Source organism: Paracoccus rhizosphaerae (assembly GCF_026162645.1).
In the GTDB taxonomy this organism is placed as follows: Bacteria; Pseudomonadota; Alphaproteobacteria; order Rhodobacterales; family Rhodobacteraceae; genus Paracoccus; species Paracoccus rhizosphaerae.
Window position 1 is genome coordinate 1 of the sequence record NZ_JAOTBE010000071.1, and the last position, 16,422, is coordinate 16,422.

The 16,422-nt window shown below is 66.4% G+C and carries 25 protein-coding genes and 2 pseudogenes; 5 read left to right on the plus strand and 22 right to left on the minus strand.

Annotated elements, in window-relative coordinates:
• The 22 genes and pseudogenes from OC184_RS16905 to OC184_RS17010 all read right to left on the minus strand — a co-directional run.
• Positions 1–520, minus strand: a pseudogene (locus tag OC184_RS16905) (terminase large subunit); the annotation flags it as partial.
• 2 nt (positions 521–522) lie between these two features.
• Positions 523–912: a phage terminase small subunit P27 family gene (locus OC184_RS16910; protein ID WP_265508335.1), complete on the minus strand. Its 390-nt coding sequence runs from the start codon at positions 910–912 to the stop codon at positions 523–525.
• A complete protein-coding gene (locus OC184_RS16915; RefSeq protein WP_265508336.1) occupies positions 909–1,229 on the minus strand; it encodes a phage head closure protein in 321 nt (106 codons plus the stop codon). Before OC184_RS16915 ends, OC184_RS16910 begins: the two co-directional genes overlap by 4 nt.
• Positions 1,226–1,642, minus strand: a complete 417-nt coding sequence (locus tag OC184_RS16920; RefSeq protein ID WP_265508337.1) for a DUF3168 domain-containing protein — start codon at positions 1,640–1,642, stop codon at positions 1,226–1,228. The genes OC184_RS16915 and OC184_RS16920 overlap by 4 nt, the downstream gene beginning before the upstream one ends.
• On the minus strand, positions 1,639–2,049 hold the full coding sequence (locus OC184_RS16925; protein ID WP_265508338.1) for an HK97-gp10 family putative phage morphogenesis protein: 411 nt from the start codon (positions 2,047–2,049) through the stop codon (positions 1,639–1,641). The genes OC184_RS16920 and OC184_RS16925 overlap by 4 nt, the downstream gene beginning before the upstream one ends.
• Positions 2,049–2,354: a head-tail connector protein gene (locus OC184_RS16930; protein WP_265508339.1), complete on the minus strand. Its 306-nt coding sequence runs from the start codon at positions 2,352–2,354 to the stop codon at positions 2,049–2,051. The genes OC184_RS16925 and OC184_RS16930 overlap by 1 nt, the downstream gene beginning before the upstream one ends.
• 3 nt (positions 2,355–2,357) lie before the next feature.
• Positions 2,358–2,804, minus strand: coding sequence for a hypothetical protein (locus OC184_RS16935; RefSeq protein ID WP_265508340.1), 447 nt, complete (start codon positions 2,802–2,804; stop codon positions 2,358–2,360).
• Entirely contained in the window at positions 2,804–3,286 is a 483-nt protein-coding gene (locus tag OC184_RS16940; RefSeq protein WP_265508341.1) for a hypothetical protein, read from the minus strand. Before OC184_RS16940 ends, OC184_RS16935 begins: the two co-directional genes overlap by 1 nt.
• On the minus strand, positions 3,283–3,642 hold the full coding sequence (locus OC184_RS16945; protein WP_265508342.1) for an HNH endonuclease: 360 nt from the start codon (positions 3,640–3,642) through the stop codon (positions 3,283–3,285). Before OC184_RS16945 ends, OC184_RS16940 begins: the two co-directional genes overlap by 4 nt.
• Positions 3,642–3,803: a hypothetical protein gene (locus OC184_RS16950; protein WP_265508343.1), complete on the minus strand. Its 162-nt coding sequence runs from the start codon at positions 3,801–3,803 to the stop codon at positions 3,642–3,644. Before OC184_RS16950 ends, OC184_RS16945 begins: the two co-directional genes overlap by 1 nt.
• On the minus strand, positions 3,800–5,335 hold the full coding sequence (locus OC184_RS16955) for a phage major capsid protein (RefSeq protein ID WP_265508344.1): 1,536 nt from the start codon (positions 5,333–5,335) through the stop codon (positions 3,800–3,802). Before OC184_RS16955 ends, OC184_RS16950 begins: the two co-directional genes overlap by 4 nt.
• Positions 5,332–5,529: a hypothetical protein gene (locus OC184_RS16960; protein ID WP_265508345.1), complete on the minus strand. Its 198-nt coding sequence runs from the start codon at positions 5,527–5,529 to the stop codon at positions 5,332–5,334. The genes OC184_RS16955 and OC184_RS16960 overlap by 4 nt, the downstream gene beginning before the upstream one ends.
• Positions 5,526–5,918: a hypothetical protein gene (locus OC184_RS16965; RefSeq protein WP_265508346.1), complete on the minus strand. Its 393-nt coding sequence runs from the start codon at positions 5,916–5,918 to the stop codon at positions 5,526–5,528. The genes OC184_RS16960 and OC184_RS16965 overlap by 4 nt, the downstream gene beginning before the upstream one ends.
• The gene (locus OC184_RS16970) at positions 5,905–7,077 is read right to left on the minus strand and encodes a phage portal protein (RefSeq protein WP_322630224.1); all 1,173 of its coding nucleotides are present in this window, start codon (positions 7,075–7,077) and stop codon (positions 5,905–5,907) included. Before OC184_RS16970 ends, OC184_RS16965 begins: the two co-directional genes overlap by 14 nt.
• Positions 7,078–7,208: 131 nt before the next feature.
• On the minus strand, positions 7,209–7,457 hold the full coding sequence (locus OC184_RS16975) for a MerR family transcriptional regulator (RefSeq protein WP_265508348.1): 249 nt from the start codon (positions 7,455–7,457) through the stop codon (positions 7,209–7,211).
• A gap of 103 nt (positions 7,458–7,560) precedes the next feature.
• Entirely contained in the window at positions 7,561–7,698 is a 138-nt protein-coding gene (locus OC184_RS16980; protein WP_265508349.1) for a hypothetical protein, read from the minus strand.
• On the minus strand, positions 7,691–7,990 hold the full coding sequence (locus tag OC184_RS16985) for a hypothetical protein (protein WP_265508350.1): 300 nt from the start codon (positions 7,988–7,990) through the stop codon (positions 7,691–7,693). The genes OC184_RS16980 and OC184_RS16985 overlap by 8 nt, the downstream gene beginning before the upstream one ends.
• 133 nt (positions 7,991–8,123) lie before the next feature.
• On the minus strand, positions 8,124–8,651 hold the full coding sequence (locus OC184_RS16990; protein ID WP_265508351.1) for a hypothetical protein: 528 nt from the start codon (positions 8,649–8,651) through the stop codon (positions 8,124–8,126).
• A 154-nt stretch (positions 8,652–8,805) separates the two neighbouring features.
• On the minus strand, positions 8,806–10,293 hold the full coding sequence (locus OC184_RS16995) for a tripartite tricarboxylate transporter permease (protein ID WP_265508352.1): 1,488 nt from the start codon (positions 10,291–10,293) through the stop codon (positions 8,806–8,808).
• Between the two features lies 1 nt (position 10,294).
• Complete coding sequence (locus tag OC184_RS17000) at positions 10,295–10,741, minus strand: tripartite tricarboxylate transporter TctB family protein (RefSeq protein ID WP_265508353.1); 447 nt, start codon at positions 10,739–10,741, stop codon at positions 10,295–10,297.
• An 11-nt stretch (positions 10,742–10,752) separates the two neighbouring features.
• Positions 10,753–11,727 carry a Bug family tripartite tricarboxylate transporter substrate binding protein gene (locus OC184_RS17005; protein WP_265508354.1) on the minus strand — a complete coding sequence of 325 codons (975 nt, stop codon included), beginning with the start codon at positions 11,725–11,727 and terminating at the stop codon, positions 10,753–10,755.
• An 87-nt stretch (positions 11,728–11,814) separates the two neighbouring features.
• Positions 11,815–12,204: a DUF2147 domain-containing protein gene (locus tag OC184_RS17010; RefSeq protein ID WP_265508355.1), complete on the minus strand. Its 390-nt coding sequence runs from the start codon at positions 12,202–12,204 to the stop codon at positions 11,815–11,817.
• 187 nt (positions 12,205–12,391) lie between these two features.
• Here OC184_RS17010 and OC184_RS17015 point away from each other — a divergent pair, with 187 nt between their 5' ends.
• The 5 genes and pseudogenes from OC184_RS17015 to OC184_RS17035 all read left to right on the plus strand — a co-directional run.
• Positions 12,392–13,387 (plus strand): DctP family TRAP transporter solute-binding subunit, encoded by a 996-nt coding sequence (locus OC184_RS17015; RefSeq protein ID WP_265508356.1) that lies wholly within the window; start codon positions 12,392–12,394, stop codon positions 13,385–13,387.
• A gap of 45 nt (positions 13,388–13,432) precedes the next feature.
• Entirely contained in the window at positions 13,433–13,909 is a 477-nt protein-coding gene (locus OC184_RS17020; protein WP_265508357.1) for a TRAP transporter small permease, read from the plus strand.
• Entirely contained in the window at positions 13,906–15,228 is a 1,323-nt protein-coding gene (locus OC184_RS17025; protein ID WP_265508358.1) for a TRAP transporter large permease, read from the plus strand. The genes OC184_RS17020 and OC184_RS17025 overlap by 4 nt, the downstream gene beginning before the upstream one ends.
• Positions 15,229–15,238: 10 nt before the next feature.
• Positions 15,239–15,985 carry an SDR family NAD(P)-dependent oxidoreductase gene (locus OC184_RS17030; RefSeq protein ID WP_265508359.1) on the plus strand — a complete coding sequence of 249 codons (747 nt, stop codon included), beginning with the start codon at positions 15,239–15,241 and terminating at the stop codon, positions 15,983–15,985.
• A gap of 62 nt (positions 15,986–16,047) precedes the next feature.
• A pseudogene (locus OC184_RS17035) lies at positions 16,048–16,408 on the plus strand (IS481 family transposase); the annotation flags it as partial.
• Between the last annotated feature and the right edge of the window lie 14 nt (positions 16,409–16,422).

Sequence of the window (16,422 nt, forward strand, 5' to 3'; positions counted from 1 at the left end):
CGGGCGTGCGGCCATGCTGCGGGCCACCATCGCCCGAGATGACTTCGAGATAGGATTGCTCCTTCCTCAGGATCAGCTTCTTCGGGGCGTTGTGCGCGTCGTAGATGCCCACCGCCGAGACGAGGCGCTTGTCCTCGCGGATGATGCCGGCCGCCTCGCGAAAGCCGATGCCGGCCTGCTTGCGATCGGCGGCGGCGAAGATGGCCTCGCCACCGGGCCTGCGTTCGGGTCCGATGGTGTGCAGGAGCGCCAGGGCGGCGGCCAGAGAGGTCTTGCGGTTGCCGCGGGGCAGCAGCAGCGCCACGGTGTTGACCATGCGCGTGCCGTCCTCGTGGCGCGGCCCGTAGATGCGCCTGACGATGCGCTCCTGCCACGGGTCGAGCTGGAAGGCGCGCGAGGGAAGGATGCTCTTGGGGTGGCGCAGGCTGCGCAGGAAGCGCACCGCCCGCTCGCCGTGGCCGTAGGGGTCGGGGATCTCGCTGTCGTCGTAGATCCAGGCGGGGAAGGTCGAGGCGTTCACCGTCACACCTCCAATGGGTTGGCGCTGTCGTCCTGGTCACCGTCGTCACGGATGGCGGGACGGGACCGGCTGACGGGCGTCAGGCCCAGCTCCGCGCCAAGCTGGCGCGCGGTGACCATCGCCTTGTCCTGGGCGCGGATCATCGGCAACATCGCAGCTGCGTCACTCTCGGCCTGGATCAGGGTCTCCATCTGGCGCACCCGGCCGATGCAGATGCAGTAGCTTTCGAGGCCGCCAAGGTCGGCATCGGTCAGGATCTTGCGCTCGACCAGCACCGGCATCACCCGGTCCCATTCCTCGCGGGCCTCCTTCGACAGCCAGTCGGGCGCGCGGGTGTCGGTCGTCACGACATCCCCCGGCGCCTCCCTCAGTTGCGGCTTGGTCCCCTTCATGCGAGCTGCCTCGTGCAGCGCAGGTCGAGGCCCTTGCGGCGGCCGATGGGGGTGACCTGCCGGATGTTGAAGGTCTGGCCCTCCCAGATCACGCGATCGTCGTTGCCGATGCCGTCCAGATGCCGGATGCGGAAGATCACGCTTTCCTCGTCGGTGGCGCCGCCGGCCCGCAGGAACTCCTCTGTGGTCTGGTCGATACGCTCGGCCCGCACCACGGCCAGCGTCACGTTGCTGTCGGGGATGGGGGTGCCGTAGTCGTTAAGGGTGGTCCCGCCGCTCTGCAGGACGATGGTCTCGGTCAGCTTGCCGGCCTTCATGGCTGCGCCTCCGTGATCAGGATCTCCAGCGTCACCACCCCGTGCGAATGCTCGCCGTCAGGATCGCGCAGGAAGCGCTGGCTGCTGACCAGCAGATCGGCGCAGTGCAGCCCCTCGGGCAGCGCCAGGCGGCCGAGGCGCACGGCGGCACGGATGGCCCCGGCAATGGCCTTCGACCGCTCCAGGGACGGCTCGCGCACCCAGATGTGCAGCGTGTGGAAGATCCGTGTCCGGGTGCGCTTCAGGTCTGCGCCTTCATCGACCGACTGGCTCTCGCCCAGGATAATGGCAGGACGCGGCGCGGGGCGCTGGTTGGTGTCGAGGATGTTCCCCGCGGGCACCCATTCGTTCACTGTCGCATCACTGTTCAGCCGATCGCGGATGGCCTTCTGGACTTCAAGCTCGGGGGTCATTTCGCCTCCCTGATGGCTTTGCCGATCGCCCGCTTGATGCGGTTCAGGGCGCGCTTGCGGCCAAGGCGGAAGCCCGGCCAGAAGAACGGCTGCGCGGGGTGGTTGACGGTGCCATATTCCTGCAGGTGCGGATAGCGGACCTCGCTGTTGCCCACGGTAATCGCGACCGCGTTCTCGGCCACGACATGCGAGCCGCCCGGCTGCGAGTAAGGCGGGGTCGACTGCCCCGGCAGCGTCACCGCGACGGAGTTCTTCAGGTCGCCCTCGTCCTCGGGGGCCAAGGCCTCGATGATGTCCGCGATCTCGTATCCGCCCTTTGTCAGGGCCGGCACCACGGCTTGGCGGGCGGCGATCGGCACCGCCCTCATGCGCTTCTGGAACCTGGACAGGCCGCCATCGTCCGCCATCAGAAGCTCCAGTCCCGGTGCGCGTCGAGGATGTCCTGGACGCCGAAGGGCAAGGGCGCGCCGCGCTCCATGACGGCCTCGCGGTTCTCGTACCACCAGGCGGTCAGCTGCAGGATCGCCTCGCGCAGGTCCGCAGGCACCGCCTCGGCAGATCCGAACTGCAAGATCAGGCCATAGCCCAGGTGCCGCTCGATCAGGCTTTGCGCCGCGTCGAGCTTCAGCTGGATCAGCATGTCGTCCTGGTCCTGGGCGCCGGTCAGCGCCAGGTGGTCCTTGATCTGGGAAAGCGTGACGATGGTCGGCATGGATCACCTGTGCGGATTGGCGACGGGGTGCAGATCCGCCTGCAGCCGCATCACGTTGTTGGCCGCGTCGAAGACGTCCCCAATCGACATCACCATCGCAAACCAGCGCCGCTCGGTGACGCCATCCGCGAAGAGCAGCCGGAAGGGGAAAGCCTCGCGCGAGCGGTAGGCCTTGCGCAGGATGATCTGGCCCGGATCGAGGGGATCGAGGCCGAGGATCACCTGCATGGTCTCGGGGCGGTGGACGCCCTTGACCGCCATGTATCCCCCGTCAGGCGCATCGCTCATGTAATGGGCCTCCTCCAGCTCGTAGCGTCCGCCCAGCACGCCGAGAGCCTCGGCCTCGCCCACCTCCACCCACGCGGCGTCAGGAACGCTGGCGGGTGGCATGTGCGAGGGGACTTCCTCGTCAGCGATGAACAGCTTCGAGCCTGCGACGGGGAACAGCATCAGACGCCGCCGGTCGCCGCGATCTTGACGATGTTCGAGTTGATCCAGAGCGAGGCGTTGAACTTCATCACGCTGTTGGCGCTGTCGTAGGTCTCCGACGCGCTGCCCACTTGGGCCACGAACATGCGCTCCGAAGGCGTGCCGCCGGCCGGGGCATCGGCCAGCACGACGCGGAAGGCGAAGTCGTTCTTGGTCCGCTCTGCCGCGATCAGGGCGATCTGGCCGGGATCACTCGGGTCGAGGCCGCAGACGACATCCATGTTGCCCGCGTTCTTGGTGCCCTTGAGGCGGCGGGTGCGGCCCGAGTTGATGCCGTCGAAGGTGACTTCGGCCGAGGTGTCACCGGCAGAGCCAAGGCCCTCGGTCTCCCCGACCTCGACCCAGGTCTGGCTGGAGAAGTCGGTGGCGTCGAAGTCGTCGGCCTGGGCAGGCAGCGGGCCGCCAATGTAGAGGCGGGTGCCTGCGGTGGTGTAGATCGTCATAGGCTTTCCTTTCGGAACTGGCGGCGCTCGATGCGTTGCTTGGCGCCGGAATGGCAGGGGGTGCAGAGCGGCTGCCACCGGGACTTGTCCCAGAAGATGGCGGGGTCGCCGCGATGCGGGATCTTGTGATCGACGAGCGTCGCGCGGGCGCCGCAGCGGGCGCAGTATGGGTGCTGGCGCAGGAACGACGCCCTCGCCTTCTCCCATTCGCGGTCATAGCCGCGCTGGCTGCTGTTGGGCCGGGTCTTCTCGAAGCGGGCATTCCGTTCGGCCGCGCGCTGGATCTGGCAAGGGCATTGGGCACCCGGAGGCGCCGTCTTGCCGCAAGAACAGATCCGGGGCGCGCGGGCTGGCATCAGTCAGCCTTCCGGGTTCCGACCTTGAAGCGATGCTCGTCACCGTCGCGGGTGCGGATGACGGTCTCGCCATCCTCCTCCCGGACCTCGACGCCGCCCTTGGTCTTCTCCAGCTCGGCCACGAAAGCCGCGATCTCAGCCTTGGTCTTCACCGCGCTCATGCTGCAGCCCCCCGCAGAACGGCGATGGCTTCCGGCATGACCGGGGCGCCACCGACACGGCGACGGGCGCGGATCTTCACAATGCCATTGTCAGCGCCGGTGAAGTCGTCGCGCAGGGTCTGGATGCCGATGCGATCGACAATCTGATAACCCACGTTGAAGTCACCGAAGGCCACCGGATAGGAGCCGGCCGCCAGCGAAGGCATGTCCACCATCTCGCGGATCGGACGGCCCAGCAGGGTCGCGGGCTGGCCGTTGGCGAGGCTGTCGCCCCAGATCATCCGGTCGGTGTTGTCGGTGGCGCCGCGGATCGCCGCCATCGTAGCGCGGTTCATCACCCACGTTGCGTTGCGGGCGTATTCCGTGGGCAGCGCGTAGAACAGCGAGATCAGATCATCCACCAGCTCCGCGCCGGTCAGGGCCGTTTCGATCGCCTCGTAATCCGCCGCCGATGCCAGGAAGCCGAGGGGCTTGCCATTACCGTCGCCGTTCACAAAGGCCGCTTCCTCCATCTTCCCGAACTCGCGGGCAATGTGGTTGCGCAGGAACCCTTCGAGGTCGATCAGGCTGTCTTCCAGCAGTTGCTGCGACACAGGGACGATGACGGCCTGCTCGTGAACAGCGATCTTCTGCTGGTCGAAGGTCGGTTCCGACACGGGGCGCGGGCCGATCTCCGAGACCCAGCCAGGCTGCACGTTGCCGTTGAGCTTGGGGATGACAATCTCGGTCGTGCCGATCGCCATGATGTTGGCAATGGCGCGCATCGATGAACGCTCGGAAAGCGTCTGCAGAACGCGGGTCGAGAACTCGGGGGCGACGACATAGCCGCCGGCCGGGTTGGCGCCCAGGTTCAGGGTCTTCTTGTCGTCGTCATCCAGAGCGGTCACGCCGTTGCGGATGAAGGTCTCGAAAGCCTTCTTTTCGACTTCGCCGGGCTTGCCCTCGGTCACACCACCCTGATGACGGTTGCCTTTGGCTTCCAGCTTGTCGATCCGGGCCACAAGAGCCGAGTTGTCGGCCTTCTGCTCCAGCGCGGTCATCTTGGCCTCCAGCGCCTCGATGCCCTTGGTTTCGGTCGTCTCAGTCATGTCGTGTTCCTTTGCGGAGGTGATGCGGGCGCCGGCATGTGCAGGCACCGCCACCACGCTGATTTCGAGAAGCTCAAGATCGCTGATCGTGCGACCACCGCCCCGGCGGGGCATGGCCTTGCGCGAGGCAAAGCCGATCGACAGGCCGCGAAGCGCACCCGCCTGGATCAGCGAGCGAACCTCGGCCGCGCGCTGGACATCGTTCACCAGAAGCCGTCCCTTCACGGTCAGGCCCTGGTCGGTCTCGATGATCTCGTCCCAGACACCCACGGTGTCCTTCTGGTCGTGGCTGGCGAGCATCGGCAGGGGCGGCATCGACTTGGCGAAGGCGCCGCGCTCGATCACGTCGCCCACGCGGTCGGGGCTGCCGAAGGGCCAGGCGATGCCCTCGACCATGCCGGCCTCGTCCACGGTGAAGGCGGCCTTGACCTCAATCCGGCTCATTGGGGAAACTCCCCGAAGCTGTCAGCCAAGGCGCGCAGAACCGCCCGCATGGCTTGATGAACCTCGCCGCTGGTCATGTTATCGGAATGAATGGTCAGAACATGCTGTCCGTTCGGTGCGATCACCTTGCCGCCGGGCTGTTCGTGCCAACCGTCAATCATCAGGAAGTCGGTAATGCTCATGGCGGCGCTCATGCTGCCGTCCCCCGGAAGGCCGCACGGTCAGAGGCGAAGGCATCGACTTGCTGTTGCACCCACAGCGCGCCGCCGAGGAGCCGCAGGACATTGGCATGGTTGAAGGGGACTGGCTGCCCGTCCTCTTGGATCTCCCAAGCCATGACACAGCGAGCGAGACAGTTCAGGCGAGCCTTCTCGCGCGCTGCAGCCGAGATGCTGCCGGTCTCGTCAGCCGCAGCCGCCAGATCATCAGTAAGCTGCAGGCGGGCGCGGGCTTGTGTGGCACTGTCGGGACCAGCGATCCGCAAAATGATGCCGGTTAGCTGGCCCGTCACCGGATGGGCCAGCTCGAAGTCGCGGCCGCGGTCCTGGTCCTGAGCATCGGCAAGGATGTCATTCAGCTGCATTGTCGGTGTCCTCAGGTGTGTCGGAATTCGAAATGCCCTCGGCAGAGGTATTTGCCGGGGTGGTGATGTTCGGGTTCAGGAATTCGTCGCCGCCCTCGCGCGGGGGCAGGCCCAGCCAGGCGCGGCCCTCGTTCGGGTTCAGCGTCCGGCTGGCGATCAGGCTGTTGATGACGGTGGCGCGGGTGGCGAGATCTGCGCGCGTGAGGTCGTCGCGGTCGAACCGGACCACATACCGGCCCCGTTCGTCGTCGCTGAACAGGGCGCGGTTGAACGCCCCCTCTAGCCCGCGAAGCCACGGCTCCAGGCAGTAGGACAGGAACTCCCGGCCCTTCTGTTCGCTGTTCGACCAGGTGGCGCGCTCAAGGGCACCGATCATAGGGGCCGGAATGTTGAAGGCCCGGGCGATTTCCTCGATTTGGAACTTCCGGTTTTCGAGGAACTGCGCGTCGGTGCTGTTGAAGGTGATCGCTTCAAACTCGGCACCGTCATAGAGGATGACCGTTCGGCCGCCGCTGTCCTCTGCCTCATGCGTCTGCCGCCATGAAGCGATGATCTTCTGCACCGCTGTCTCGCCCATGCCCTTGGGGAACTTGAGTGTGCCGGAAGGCTTGGCGCCGCGGGTGAACAGGCGGGCCGCGTGACGGTCCAGCGCCACGGCAATACCGATCGCATCCCGTGCCAGAGACAGGGGACTGCGCGGCAGGGGCGGCATCAGGTGAATGACATCACGGGCCGCCACAGGGCGGTTGCCAAGGCGATACTTGCGCTCGCCGGTGTCCAGGTCGGTCTCGAAGAACAGCGTCCCCTGGCGGTAGCTGATGAGCTCCACAGGGCGGCCGTTCACGCGGTTGACCCAGGCCATGCCGCCTTGATCGGCCACCAGCGCATCGACCATGATCTGCCGGATTAGCTCAAAGCCGGTCGTCCAGTCGTTTGCCTCGCCGCGCAGCAGGTTGAGGACCGGGTGATCCGTCACCTCGATCTCGGTCCCGCCTTCGACATACTTCACATGCACGTCGAGCGAGGCCACGGCTTCGGAGATCAGCTGGATGGCGTTGGAGACAGCAGGCACCCGCAGCGCATCCATGATGCTGACCGGAATGCCGTTTCCGCTGGAGAGATTGGCGCCGAGAATGGCCGCAAGGTCCGTGTCAGGCACGGCCAGGGACTTCTCTTGATGGGGTGCCGCGCTACGCGACCAAGGCCAAATTTTCATAGCCCCAAGATACTGGGGCCAGAAGTATCACGTCAGATGGCAGAGCCTATCAAATCCTGCCATTTCCTAATCTATTACAGAGGCTTAGAACGCTGCCACTGTCGCAGTTCGTTCTGGAAAGCGCAATAGCTGGTGGTGCCCGGCGGCTGATAAATCGGGATCTCCCGTTTCCTTGCCCACCGTCGCGCGGTGTTCTCGCTCACGCCCAGGAAGGACGCGATGCTCGGCAGACCCCACAGCTTGCCACGCACCTCAGGCTCTAGGATGGCATCGAGGCGCCAAGCATCGAGGGGCGGGGCGCCAGTTAGGTCTTTCTCACTCATGCAAAATTCTCCAATTCCAAAAACCCCAATTCGGTCCGATCTTGTGCGAAGTTCCCCGCGCCGGTCCCCGCTTTAGGGCCAAAGTTGACGACCACCCCCCGTGTCATGCGCGCCTCCAGGCGGTGGAGGCCCAGATCGTCAGCCGGCCGAACAGGACCAGCTTTCGACGGGTCACGTGGTAGCGGCATCCGAAGCCGCCCACGGTCTCTGTGGTGACGATGACGCGCGCCAGACTACTCATCGCTCAGATCCCGGCCGGTAAACGCCCCGTAGATCACCGCCGCCCGTCGCGTGACTGCCCGTGCCAGTGCAGGGTCGGTGATGTCTGCGCTGGCCTTGTGCCCTGTCGATGTCTTGCCCGCAGGACCATAGGCGACGACGATGCCTGTCTCCTTCTCGATCAGGACACAGCCACGCACTGACATGATCGCTAGGTTCAGGTTGAACGATGCCAGCAGCCGATTGCCGCGGGTGTTCGGCTGGCCGTCGATGACCGTCAGCTTGGTGATGGTGAAGTCGGGGATCGCGGTCATGCGCGCAGGCCTTTCCTGACAGAGGGTAGTGGTAGATAAGGATGTCCCAGTTTTGGGGACTGGAGAGGTGCTGAAACGGGGGGGTTTCGTCCCAGTTTTGGGGACGGCTCGTCCCAGTTTTGGGGACGGGGAATCATCTTTTCGTCCCAGTTATGGGGACGACGCGTCCCGTTTTTGGGGACGGGCTTTTGTTTTTTGATTCGGCAGTCAATAACCCATTACGGCCACTCGGATTGACTGGAGCATGAGCGCGAACAGCGAAATCGTGCCCTTCTTCCCAGTGCAGGTAGAGCTTCCGGCCTGAGTGCTCATCCTTGCCGGGGACGGCCAACTCGGTGATCTCGTATGTGGGTGATGCGCCTTTGCCTTCCGTGCCCATGCGCCCGTGCTGGGTCAGCAGGAGGAAGCCTTTAGCTTGCAGTTCATGGAAGGCACGCGCGGCGGTCTTCATGTTGCAGCCCAGCCGATCGGCAGCGACGCGGACGGGCAAACTGATCTTGCCGTTGTTGTTCGCCTTCGGCCCCTTCCACTCCATCTTGAGCCAGGGGTAGAGCGCCTGCGCAGTAGCTCCGAGGGCGCGCCATGCCGGCGTCTCCATCGTGCTGCGGAGCATCTTAGTCCAGTGCTCTCGATGCTCCTCGTTCTTGCGGTCGCGACCCATTAGATCGACCCCGCAAGCCAGTCGCCGGGCGCTTTACAGTTGCCCCGGTTGTTCTGCCCCTGTTCACGGTTTTTGGGCAGAATGCTGGAAAACAGTTGTTGTTGATTATCAAACAGAAGGGTCGATTTAGGCAGAATCCTGCACTTTTCCCCTCTCAGCCCCCGTTCCTTCGCAGCCCCTTCAGCAGCGGCAGCGCCAGAAGCAGGACGGTCGCGATGACGAAGCCGCAGGCGACAGGGCGTTCCACGAAGGTCATCAGGTCGCCGCGCGACACCAGCAGGGCGCGGCGCAGGTTCGTCTCGATCAGCGGACCAAGGACGAACCCCAGAAGCAGCAGCGCCGGGCTGAAGGCCGCGACTGCCAGCGCATAGCCGATGGCGCCGATGCCCGCGACCATGACGATGTCGAAGGTCGATCCGCGCACCGAATAGACGCCCAGGCAGACAAAGACGATGATCGCCGGATAGAGCCAACGGAACGGGATGCGCAGCATCGACACCCAGATGCCGATCAGCGGCAGGTTCAGCGCCAAGAGGAACAGGTTCCCGATCCCGAAGCTGACGACCAGTCCCCAGAACATGTCGGGATGGGCCTCCAGCATCATGGGCCCCGGCTGGATGCCGTGAATGACCAGCGCCCCCAGCATCAGCGCCATGATCGGATCGCCGGGGATCCCCAGGGTCAGCGTCGGCACGAAGGCGGTGATCGCGGCCGAATTATTGGCGGCCTCGGGGCCCGCGATCCCTTCGATCGCACCTTGGCCGAAGCGTTCCGGCTGGCGGGCGACGCGGCGCTCCAGCGCATAGCCCAGAAAGGACGAGATCGTGGACCCCGTCCCCGGCAGCGCCCCGAAGAACCCGCCCAGGGCCGTGCCGCGTCCGATGGGGGCCACGATCCGGCGCAGGTCGTCGCGCGAAGGCACCAGCTGGCGCAGGGACACATGCGGCGGCGGCCCGTCGCGCTCGGCCTTGCGGATGTTGCCGATGACTTCGGCCAGACCGAACAGACCCATGGCCAGCGCCACCAGGTTGATGCCGTCCAGAAGCTGCACCTGGCCGAAGGTAAACCGCTGCACGCCGGAATTCACGTCGGTGCCAACGCAGCCCAGAAGCACGCCCAGCACCACCATCGACAGGCTTTTCGCGGGTCGGCCCTCGCCAATGGTCGAGGCCGCGACAAGCCCCATCACCATCATTGCTGCGTATTCCGCCGCGCCGAAGCTGGTCGCCAGCCGCCCAAGCACGCCCGCCAGCGCGACAAGGATGACAATGCCCAGCATCGACCCGGCAAAGGACGACACCATCGCGGTGAACAGCGCGACACCCGCCCGTCCCTGCTGGGCCATCGGATATCCGTCCAGCGTCGTCACTGCCGATTGCGGCGTTCCCGGCAGACGCAGCAGGATCGAGGCCACCGCGCCGCCGTACTGCGCGCCGTAATAGACGGCCGCCAGCATGACCAGCGCCGCCTCGGACGAGATGTAGTAGGTGATCGGCAGCAGCAGCGTGATGGCTGCCATCGCGCCGATGCCCGGCAGTACGCCGACCAGCGTGCCCAGCAGCGCCCCGAAGAGGCTGTAGATCAGCACCGACGGCTGCAACGCGACGGTCAGCCCGTGGGCCAGGCCTTCCAGAGTGGTCATGTCAGAAGCTCCGCGGCCAGGCTGGGATCGGCATGTCGAGGCCGCCGATGAACAGAACCCAGGTCAATGCCGTGACGGCGATGGTCAGCACCAGACGCCAGACGATGCCGCGACGCGGCGCCACGGCCGAGGCGATCAGCACCGTCAGCGCCGTCGTCGGCACAAGCCCCGCCCGGTTTAGAAGCAGCCCGAACACCAAAAGCGCGCCGACGACGCCCACGGTTTCGGGCCAGGCGAAATGGCGCGACATGCCGGGGCGGCCAAGGGCTGGCACCGCCACCAGCAACCCGAGCGCCGCCAGGATCAGGCCCAGGACCACCGGGAAGAATCCCGGCCCCATGCGCCGCAAGCCGCCGAAGTCGTAATAGGCGGCCGCCCATGCCGCGACGGCCAGCCCCACCAGCGCCAGGACGCCGCCCCAGGCGGCATCGTGCAGATCGCGCCGCATGCCCGCGGCGATCAGTTCGCCGCCTGCGTGCGGTCGATGACGCCGCCCCACATGGCGGTGTCGCCGGTGATGCGCTGCGCCAGGTCCTCGGGGGTGCCGGGCTGCGCCTGCCAGCCGATGGCCAGAAGCTGGTCACGCACCTCGGGATCGTTCAGGATGGTGTTCAGCTCGGTGTTCAGACGCTCGACGATGGCGGGATCGGTGCCGGCAGGCGCGATCATCGCATTCCACAGCTCGGCACGGAAATCTTCGGGCAGGCCCGCCTGGCCCGCCATGACCGGCACGTCCGGCACCTGCGCGAAGGGCTCGGCCGAGGTGACGCCCAGCATCTTCATCGTTCCGGCCTCGACATGGGGCAGCGCGGCCGAGGGGGCCATGAAGCCGCTGTCGATCTCTCCTCCCAGGATCGAGGTCGTGACCTCGGCATAGCTCTGGAAGGGGATGTGGAACAGCTGGACGCCCGCCGCGTCGGCGAAAAGCTCTGCCGTCAGATGCGCGCCAGACCCCTCGCCGACCGAGCCATAGCTGATCGCCTCGGGCTCGGCGGCGGCGTCGATGAAGCCCTGGATGTCGTCGGCGGGAAAATCGGCGCCGACGGCCAGCACCAGCGGGCTGGTCGCGATCAGGCCCACCGGCGCGATGTCGGCCGCCGGGTCATAGCCCAGGTCCGGGATCAGCCGCGGCGCGGTCGTCAGCGGGCCGTTGATGTTGATGCCGATGCTGTAGTCGTCATTGCCCCGCGCCAGCATCTGCTGGATGGCAATGACGCCGCCGGCGCCGGGCTTGTTTTCCACCACGACGGGCTGGCCGATCGCCTCGGCCAGCGGCTCGGCGACAATGCGCGCGATGGTGTCGGGCGACGATCCGGCCGGGAAGCCCACGAAGACGTGCAGCGGCTCGGACGGCCAGTTCTGGGCCGCGGCGGCGGTGGCGACGGTCCCGGCCAGGATGCTGGCAAGGGCAAGGCTGCGGCGCAGGTCGGTCATGTCAAGGTTCCCCCCGGAGTGTTCATGCTGTCAGCTTGTTCGACCTTTCGACGCCCCGCGTCAATGCGCAGGGTCGCGGCCTGCGAGTCAGTCGACGCGCTGCCAGATCCCGGCCGTGCGGCAGATGGTCAGGATGCAGCCCGCGACCTCCAGCACGTCGCCCTGCAGACGCAGGCGGGCTGCGAAATCGCGGCGGCTTTCCGGGTCGACGATGCGGCCGTCGCCGTAAGCGCCGCCCCCTGTCGCCGCGATACCGTCGAGGATCAGTGCGCCCGACGGCGCCGGCACGCTCTGCCCGGCGGCATCGAAGCTCTGTTCCAGCCGCCCGCAAAGACGGTCGCCGCAGGGTGCGATGCGGACATGGCCATAGCCGCCGTCGCGCCCGGCCTGCGTCCGCCACATCCCCGTCAGGGGGTCGGCCGCCCAGGCCGGGGCAGCCGCCAGCAACAGACCGAAAAGGATCACCGAATGCTTCATGCCACCATGATAGCGGCCTGGCGCGTCCCTCGAAAGCCGGAACCGCCGCCCCCCGGCAGCAAGCCGCCAGCGCCACAATGCGGTTGCAAAGCGCGTCCGCAAACGTTCATCATGTGCAGCGACGCCGCGGGAGGGTGGCGTGCCGCGCGCCAGCCGCGCACAATGCGAACGGGGGAGACGAGAGATCATGAGTTTTGCACGTTGGGCCGGCATGGCCTTGGCCACGGCGCTGAGCCTGGGGACGGCATCTGCGGAAACGCTGCGCCTGTCGCACAATGTCGGCGACGGCACGACCTGGCAGAAGGGCGCCGAGAAGTTCGGAGAGATCGTCGCCGAACGCAGCGGCGGGGACATCGACGTCCGCGTCTTTCCGAACGCGCAGCTGGCCGGCGGCGACCAGATGCGCCAGGCCGACATGGTGGGCCGCGGGGCGCTGGACCTGGTCGTGACCTCGGCCATCAACGTGACGCCGCTGGTGCCCGAGATGGCGGTCTTCTCGCTGCCCTATCTCTATGACAACTATGAGCAGGTCGACGCCACCACCGCCGAGGGCGGCCCGGCCGACATGCTGTCCGAGATCCTGCTGGAGAAGGGCATTGTCGTCCTGGCCTGGGGCGAGAACGGCTTCCGCGAGGTGACCAATAACACCCGCCCGATCAAGTCGCCCGAGGACATGAAGGGCCTGAACATGCGCGTCGCGGGGCCGATGTATATCGACGTGATGAACGCCCTTGGCGCCAACCCCCAGCAGATGCAGTGGAGCGAGACGCTGACCGCGCTGCAGCAGGGCGTGGTGGACGGCCAGGAGAACCCGATCGGCGCGGTGATCATCCCGCAGCAGGTCTACGAGATGCAGAAATACCTGACGACCTGGCACTATTCCTATGACCCGATCTTCCTCGGGATCTCGAAGCAGAAATGGGACAGCTACGACGCCGAGACCCAGACGATGCTGCGCGAGGCCGCCGAGGAGGCGATGACCTGGCAGCGCCAGATCACCCGCGAAGGCACCGCCGAGGGCATCGGTTTCCTGCGCGACAAGGGCATGGAGGTCTATGAGCCCACGCCCGAGGAACTGGCGGCCTTCCGCGAGGCGACGCAGCCGGCCTTCGACCAGTGGGCCGAACGGGTCGGCCCGGAAATCGTGGGCGCCTTCCAGACCGCCATCGACGGCGCCAACTGACGGCGCGGGCCGCAAGGCCCGCCCCCACCCCCTCCCGAGGTCATCATGCTCGCCTTCATCCTGCGGGACGCTGAAAAGCTGCTCTGCGCCCTGCTGTTCATGGCCATGACGGTCGTGGGTTTCGCCAATGTCGTCGTGCGCTATGCCACCAACTATTCGCTGGCCGCCAGCGAAGAGCTGCTGACCAACGGCTTCCTGCTGCTGACGGTGCTGGGCGCGGCCATCGCCGCCCGGCAGGGCCAGCACCTGGCGGTGACCGCGCTGGTCGACGCCCTGCCGCGCGCCCTGCGCGTGCCGGTCTTCCTGCTGTCGGTGGCGCTGTCGGTCCTGCTGCTGGTGCTGTCGGCCTGGTTCGCCTGGCAGGCGCTGCTGACGCTTTACGCCAACGGGCTGAAATCCTATGCACTCGGTATCCCGGCCTGGTGGTACCAGGCCGGGGTGCCCTTCGCCTTCTTGCTGATCGTGCTGCGATTCCTGCAGCACAGTGCCCAGGAACTGCGACAGATGCGGGCTGCGCGATGACCGATCTTCTGTCCTCGGCCGGCACACAGATGATCGTGCTGTTCTTCTTGGCGCTGGCCCTGCGGGTGCCGGTGGCCTTCGCGCTTGGCCTGTCGGCGATCTATGCGATGTGGCGGATCGGCTTCGGCCTCGATTTGGTGGGCGACCTGATCACGGCGGGCATCGCGCGATATTCGCTGCTGGCGATTCCGTTCTTCATCCTGGCCGGCGCACTCATGGGATCGACGGGCATCGCCGAGCGGATGATCCGCTTCTTTCGCGTCCTTGTCGGCGGGCTGCCCGGCGGCATGAGCATCGTGGGCACGGTCGTCTGCCTCTTCTGGGGGGCGGTCAGCGGGTCAGGGCCGGCCTCGGTCGCGGCCATCGGCCCGATGATCATCAAGGGGATGGAGGAGGACGGCTTCGACCGCGCCCATGCCGCAGGCCTCGTCTGCGCGGGCGCGGCGCTGTCCATCGTCATCCCGCCCTCGATCGGGCTGGTGATCTTCGGCGTCATCGCCGAGGTCTCGATCTCTCAGCTGTTCATCGCGGCGATCCTGCCGGGGCTGTTCATGGGGCTGACGATGTTGGCCGTCCTGCCGATGCTGCCGCGCCGCGCGGCCACGGGGCCGGGACTGGCCGCGCTGGCGCCACCGCCCTATGCGGACCTGCCCTATCGGGGCCGGCTGTGGCGCAGCTTCCGCGACAGCTTCTGGGGTCTTCTGACACCCGTGGTGATCCTGGGCGGCATCTATTCCGGCATCTTCACACCGACCGAGGCCGCGCTGGTCGCCACCGTCTATGCGCTGTTCGTAGGCGCCCTGATCTATCGCAGCCTCGGCTGGACGATGCTCTACGAAACCCTGGCCGAGGCCGCGGGATCGTCGGCCACCGTCATGCTGATCGTGGCCTATGCCGCGCTTTTCGGATGGGTCGTCACGGTCGAGGATCTGGTCGGCACCTATTCAACCGGCCTTCTGGGCATCAGCGAGAATCCGTGGGTGATCCTTCTGGTCATCATGCTGATCCTGCTGGTCGCGGGCATGTTCATGGACGCGATCACCGTGATGTTCATCACTCTGCCGATCATCCTGCCGGTGATGCGGGAACTGGGCTGGGACCCGGTCTGGTTCGGGGTCGTGGTGATGATCAACCTGGCCATCGGCCTGATCACCCCGCCGGTGGGCGTGAACCTCTATGTCGCGGCCAACGTGTCGCGCCTGTCGATCGAGCGTGTCGCCCGCGGCGCGATGCCCTTCCTGCTGTCCGGCCTTGTGGGCCTTGCCATCGTCGCGGCCTTCCCGGCCATGTCGCTGTGGCTGGTCGAATGGCTTCGCTGAAAGGAACCCCATGACCGCGAAGACCGCCATCGTGACCGGGGCCGCGCGCGGCATCGGCCTGGCCACCGCCCGCCTGCTGCAGTCGCAGGGCTGGCGCGTGGCCATCGTCGATATCGACGCGGCCGAACTGCAGACGCTCGACATCCCCGACTGCGCCACCTTCGCCTGCGACGTATCGGACCCGGACCAAGTGGCACGAATGGTCCAGGACGTGATGCAGTGGTCGGGCCGCATTGACGCGCTGGTGAACAACGCCGGCGTGGCCGATTTCCGTCCGCTGGCCGAGACAGACCTGGCGACCTGGCGCCGGATCATGTCGGTGAACCTGGACGGGGTCTTCCTGGTGTCGCAGGCGCTTATCCCGCACCTGCGCCAGACGCGCGGGGCGATCGTGAACATCGCCTCGATCTCGGGGCTGCGGGCCAGCACCTTGCGGGTGGCCTACGGGACGTCGAAGGCCGCCGTCATCCACCTGACCCGGCAGCAGGCGGTCGAGCTGGGCGAATGGGGCATCCGCGCGAATTGCGTGGCCCCCGGACCGGTCGACACCAAACTGGCGCTGGCGGTGCACACGCCGGCGATCCGCGCGGCCTATCACGACGCCCTGCCCCTGAACCGCTATGGCTGCGAGACGGAGATTGCCGAGGCCATAGCCTTCCTGTGTTCAGACCGCGCGTCCTATGTCACCGGTCAGGTTCTGGCCGCCGATGGCGGGTTCGAGGCGGCAGGCGTCGGCTTGCCCGCCCTTCGCGACTGACGTAGTTGTTTGATCCCACAGTTTGATGGTGCGATCCTTTCTCAGGAATGGAAGGAAGCATTATGGGCCAGGTTCGTCACGGGAGCGCCACGACCATGCACGCCGTCAGAGCTGCAATAATGAGGGCTGGCCCGCCATCGGTCCGAGGGTCGGCCCGAATGATCGCAAGCTTCGCTCGCGACGCTGAGCCGGGAACTGGGGATTAACCCCAAGACGGTTGCGAAGTGGCGCAAACGCCAGACGGTCGAGGATCTCAAGACGGGGCCGAAGGAGCCACGTTCGACGATCTTGACCGAGGCGGAGGAGGCGGCGATCATTGCGTTCCGACGTCACACGCTGCTACCGCTTGACGACTGCCTCTACGCCTTGCAGCCCTCGATCCCACATCTGACACGCTCAGCGCTGCATCGTTGCCCTCAGCGGTGAGCCATTGCGGC

Bases quoted from the DNA above. Each gene is read 5' to 3' on its own strand.
- OC184_RS16950 (WP_265508343.1), bottom strand. From the start codon at position 3,803: ATGAGCGCGGTGAAGACCAAGGCTGAGATCGCGGCTTTCGTGGCCGAG.
- OC184_RS16920 (WP_265508337.1), bottom strand. From the start codon at position 1,642: ATGACCCCCGAGCTTGAAGTCCAGAAGGCCATCCGCGATCGGCTGAAC.
- OC184_RS17000 (WP_265508353.1), bottom strand. From the start codon at position 10,741: ATGCGGCGCGATCTGCACGATGCCGCCTGGGGCGGCGTCCTGGCGCTG.
- OC184_RS16975 (WP_265508348.1), bottom strand. From the start codon at position 7,457: ATGAGTGAGAAAGACCTAACTGGCGCCCCGCCCCTCGATGCTTGGCGC.
- OC184_RS16925 (WP_265508338.1), bottom strand. From the start codon at position 2,049: ATGGCGGACGATGGCGGCCTGTCCAGGTTCCAGAAGCGCATGAGGGCG.
- OC184_RS16980 (WP_265508349.1), bottom strand. From the start codon at position 7,698: ATGAGTAGTCTGGCGCGCGTCATCGTCACCACAGAGACCGTGGGCGGC.
- OC184_RS16995 (WP_265508352.1), bottom strand. From the start codon at position 10,293: ATGACCACTCTGGAAGGCCTGGCCCACGGGCTGACCGTCGCGTTGCAG.
- OC184_RS16940 (WP_265508341.1), bottom strand. From the start codon at position 3,286: ATGACGATCTACACCACCGCAGGCACCCGCCTCTACATTGGCGGCCCG.
- OC184_RS16915 (WP_265508336.1), bottom strand. From the start codon at position 1,229: ATGAAGGCCGGCAAGCTGACCGAGACCATCGTCCTGCAGAGCGGCGGG.
- OC184_RS17020 (WP_265508357.1), top strand. From the start codon at position 13,433: ATGCTCGCCTTCATCCTGCGGGACGCTGAAAAGCTGCTCTGCGCCCTG.
- OC184_RS16955 (WP_265508344.1), bottom strand. From the start codon at position 5,335: ATGAGCCGGATTGAGGTCAAGGCCGCCTTCACCGTGGACGAGGCCGGC.
- OC184_RS16965 (WP_265508346.1), bottom strand. From the start codon at position 5,918: ATGCAGCTGAATGACATCCTTGCCGATGCTCAGGACCAGGACCGCGGC.
- OC184_RS16985 (WP_265508350.1), bottom strand. From the start codon at position 7,990: ATGACCGCGATCCCCGACTTCACCATCACCAAGCTGACGGTCATCGAC.
- OC184_RS16930 (WP_265508339.1), bottom strand. From the start codon at position 2,354: ATGCCGACCATCGTCACGCTTTCCCAGATCAAGGACCACCTGGCGCTG.
- OC184_RS16935 (WP_265508340.1), bottom strand. From the start codon at position 2,804: ATGCTGTTCCCCGTCGCAGGCTCGAAGCTGTTCATCGCTGACGAGGAA.
- OC184_RS17030 (WP_265508359.1), top strand. From the start codon at position 15,239: ATGACCGCGAAGACCGCCATCGTGACCGGGGCCGCGCGCGGCATCGGC.
- OC184_RS16945 (WP_265508342.1), bottom strand. From the start codon at position 3,642: ATGCCAGCCCGCGCGCCCCGGATCTGTTCTTGCGGCAAGACGGCGCCT.
- OC184_RS16990 (WP_265508351.1), bottom strand. From the start codon at position 8,651: ATGGGTCGCGACCGCAAGAACGAGGAGCATCGAGAGCACTGGACTAAG.
- OC184_RS16910 (WP_265508335.1), bottom strand. From the start codon at position 912: ATGAAGGGGACCAAGCCGCAACTGAGGGAGGCGCCGGGGGATGTCGTG.
- OC184_RS17015 (WP_265508356.1), top strand. From the start codon at position 12,392: ATGAGTTTTGCACGTTGGGCCGGCATGGCCTTGGCCACGGCGCTGAGC.
- OC184_RS16960 (WP_265508345.1), bottom strand. From the start codon at position 5,529: ATGAGCGCCGCCATGAGCATTACCGACTTCCTGATGATTGACGGTTGG.
- OC184_RS17025 (WP_265508358.1), top strand. From the start codon at position 13,906: ATGACCGATCTTCTGTCCTCGGCCGGCACACAGATGATCGTGCTGTTC.
- OC184_RS17010 (WP_265508355.1), bottom strand. From the start codon at position 12,204: ATGAAGCATTCGGTGATCCTTTTCGGTCTGTTGCTGGCGGCTGCCCCG.
- OC184_RS17005 (WP_265508354.1), bottom strand. From the start codon at position 11,727: ATGACCGACCTGCGCCGCAGCCTTGCCCTTGCCAGCATCCTGGCCGGG.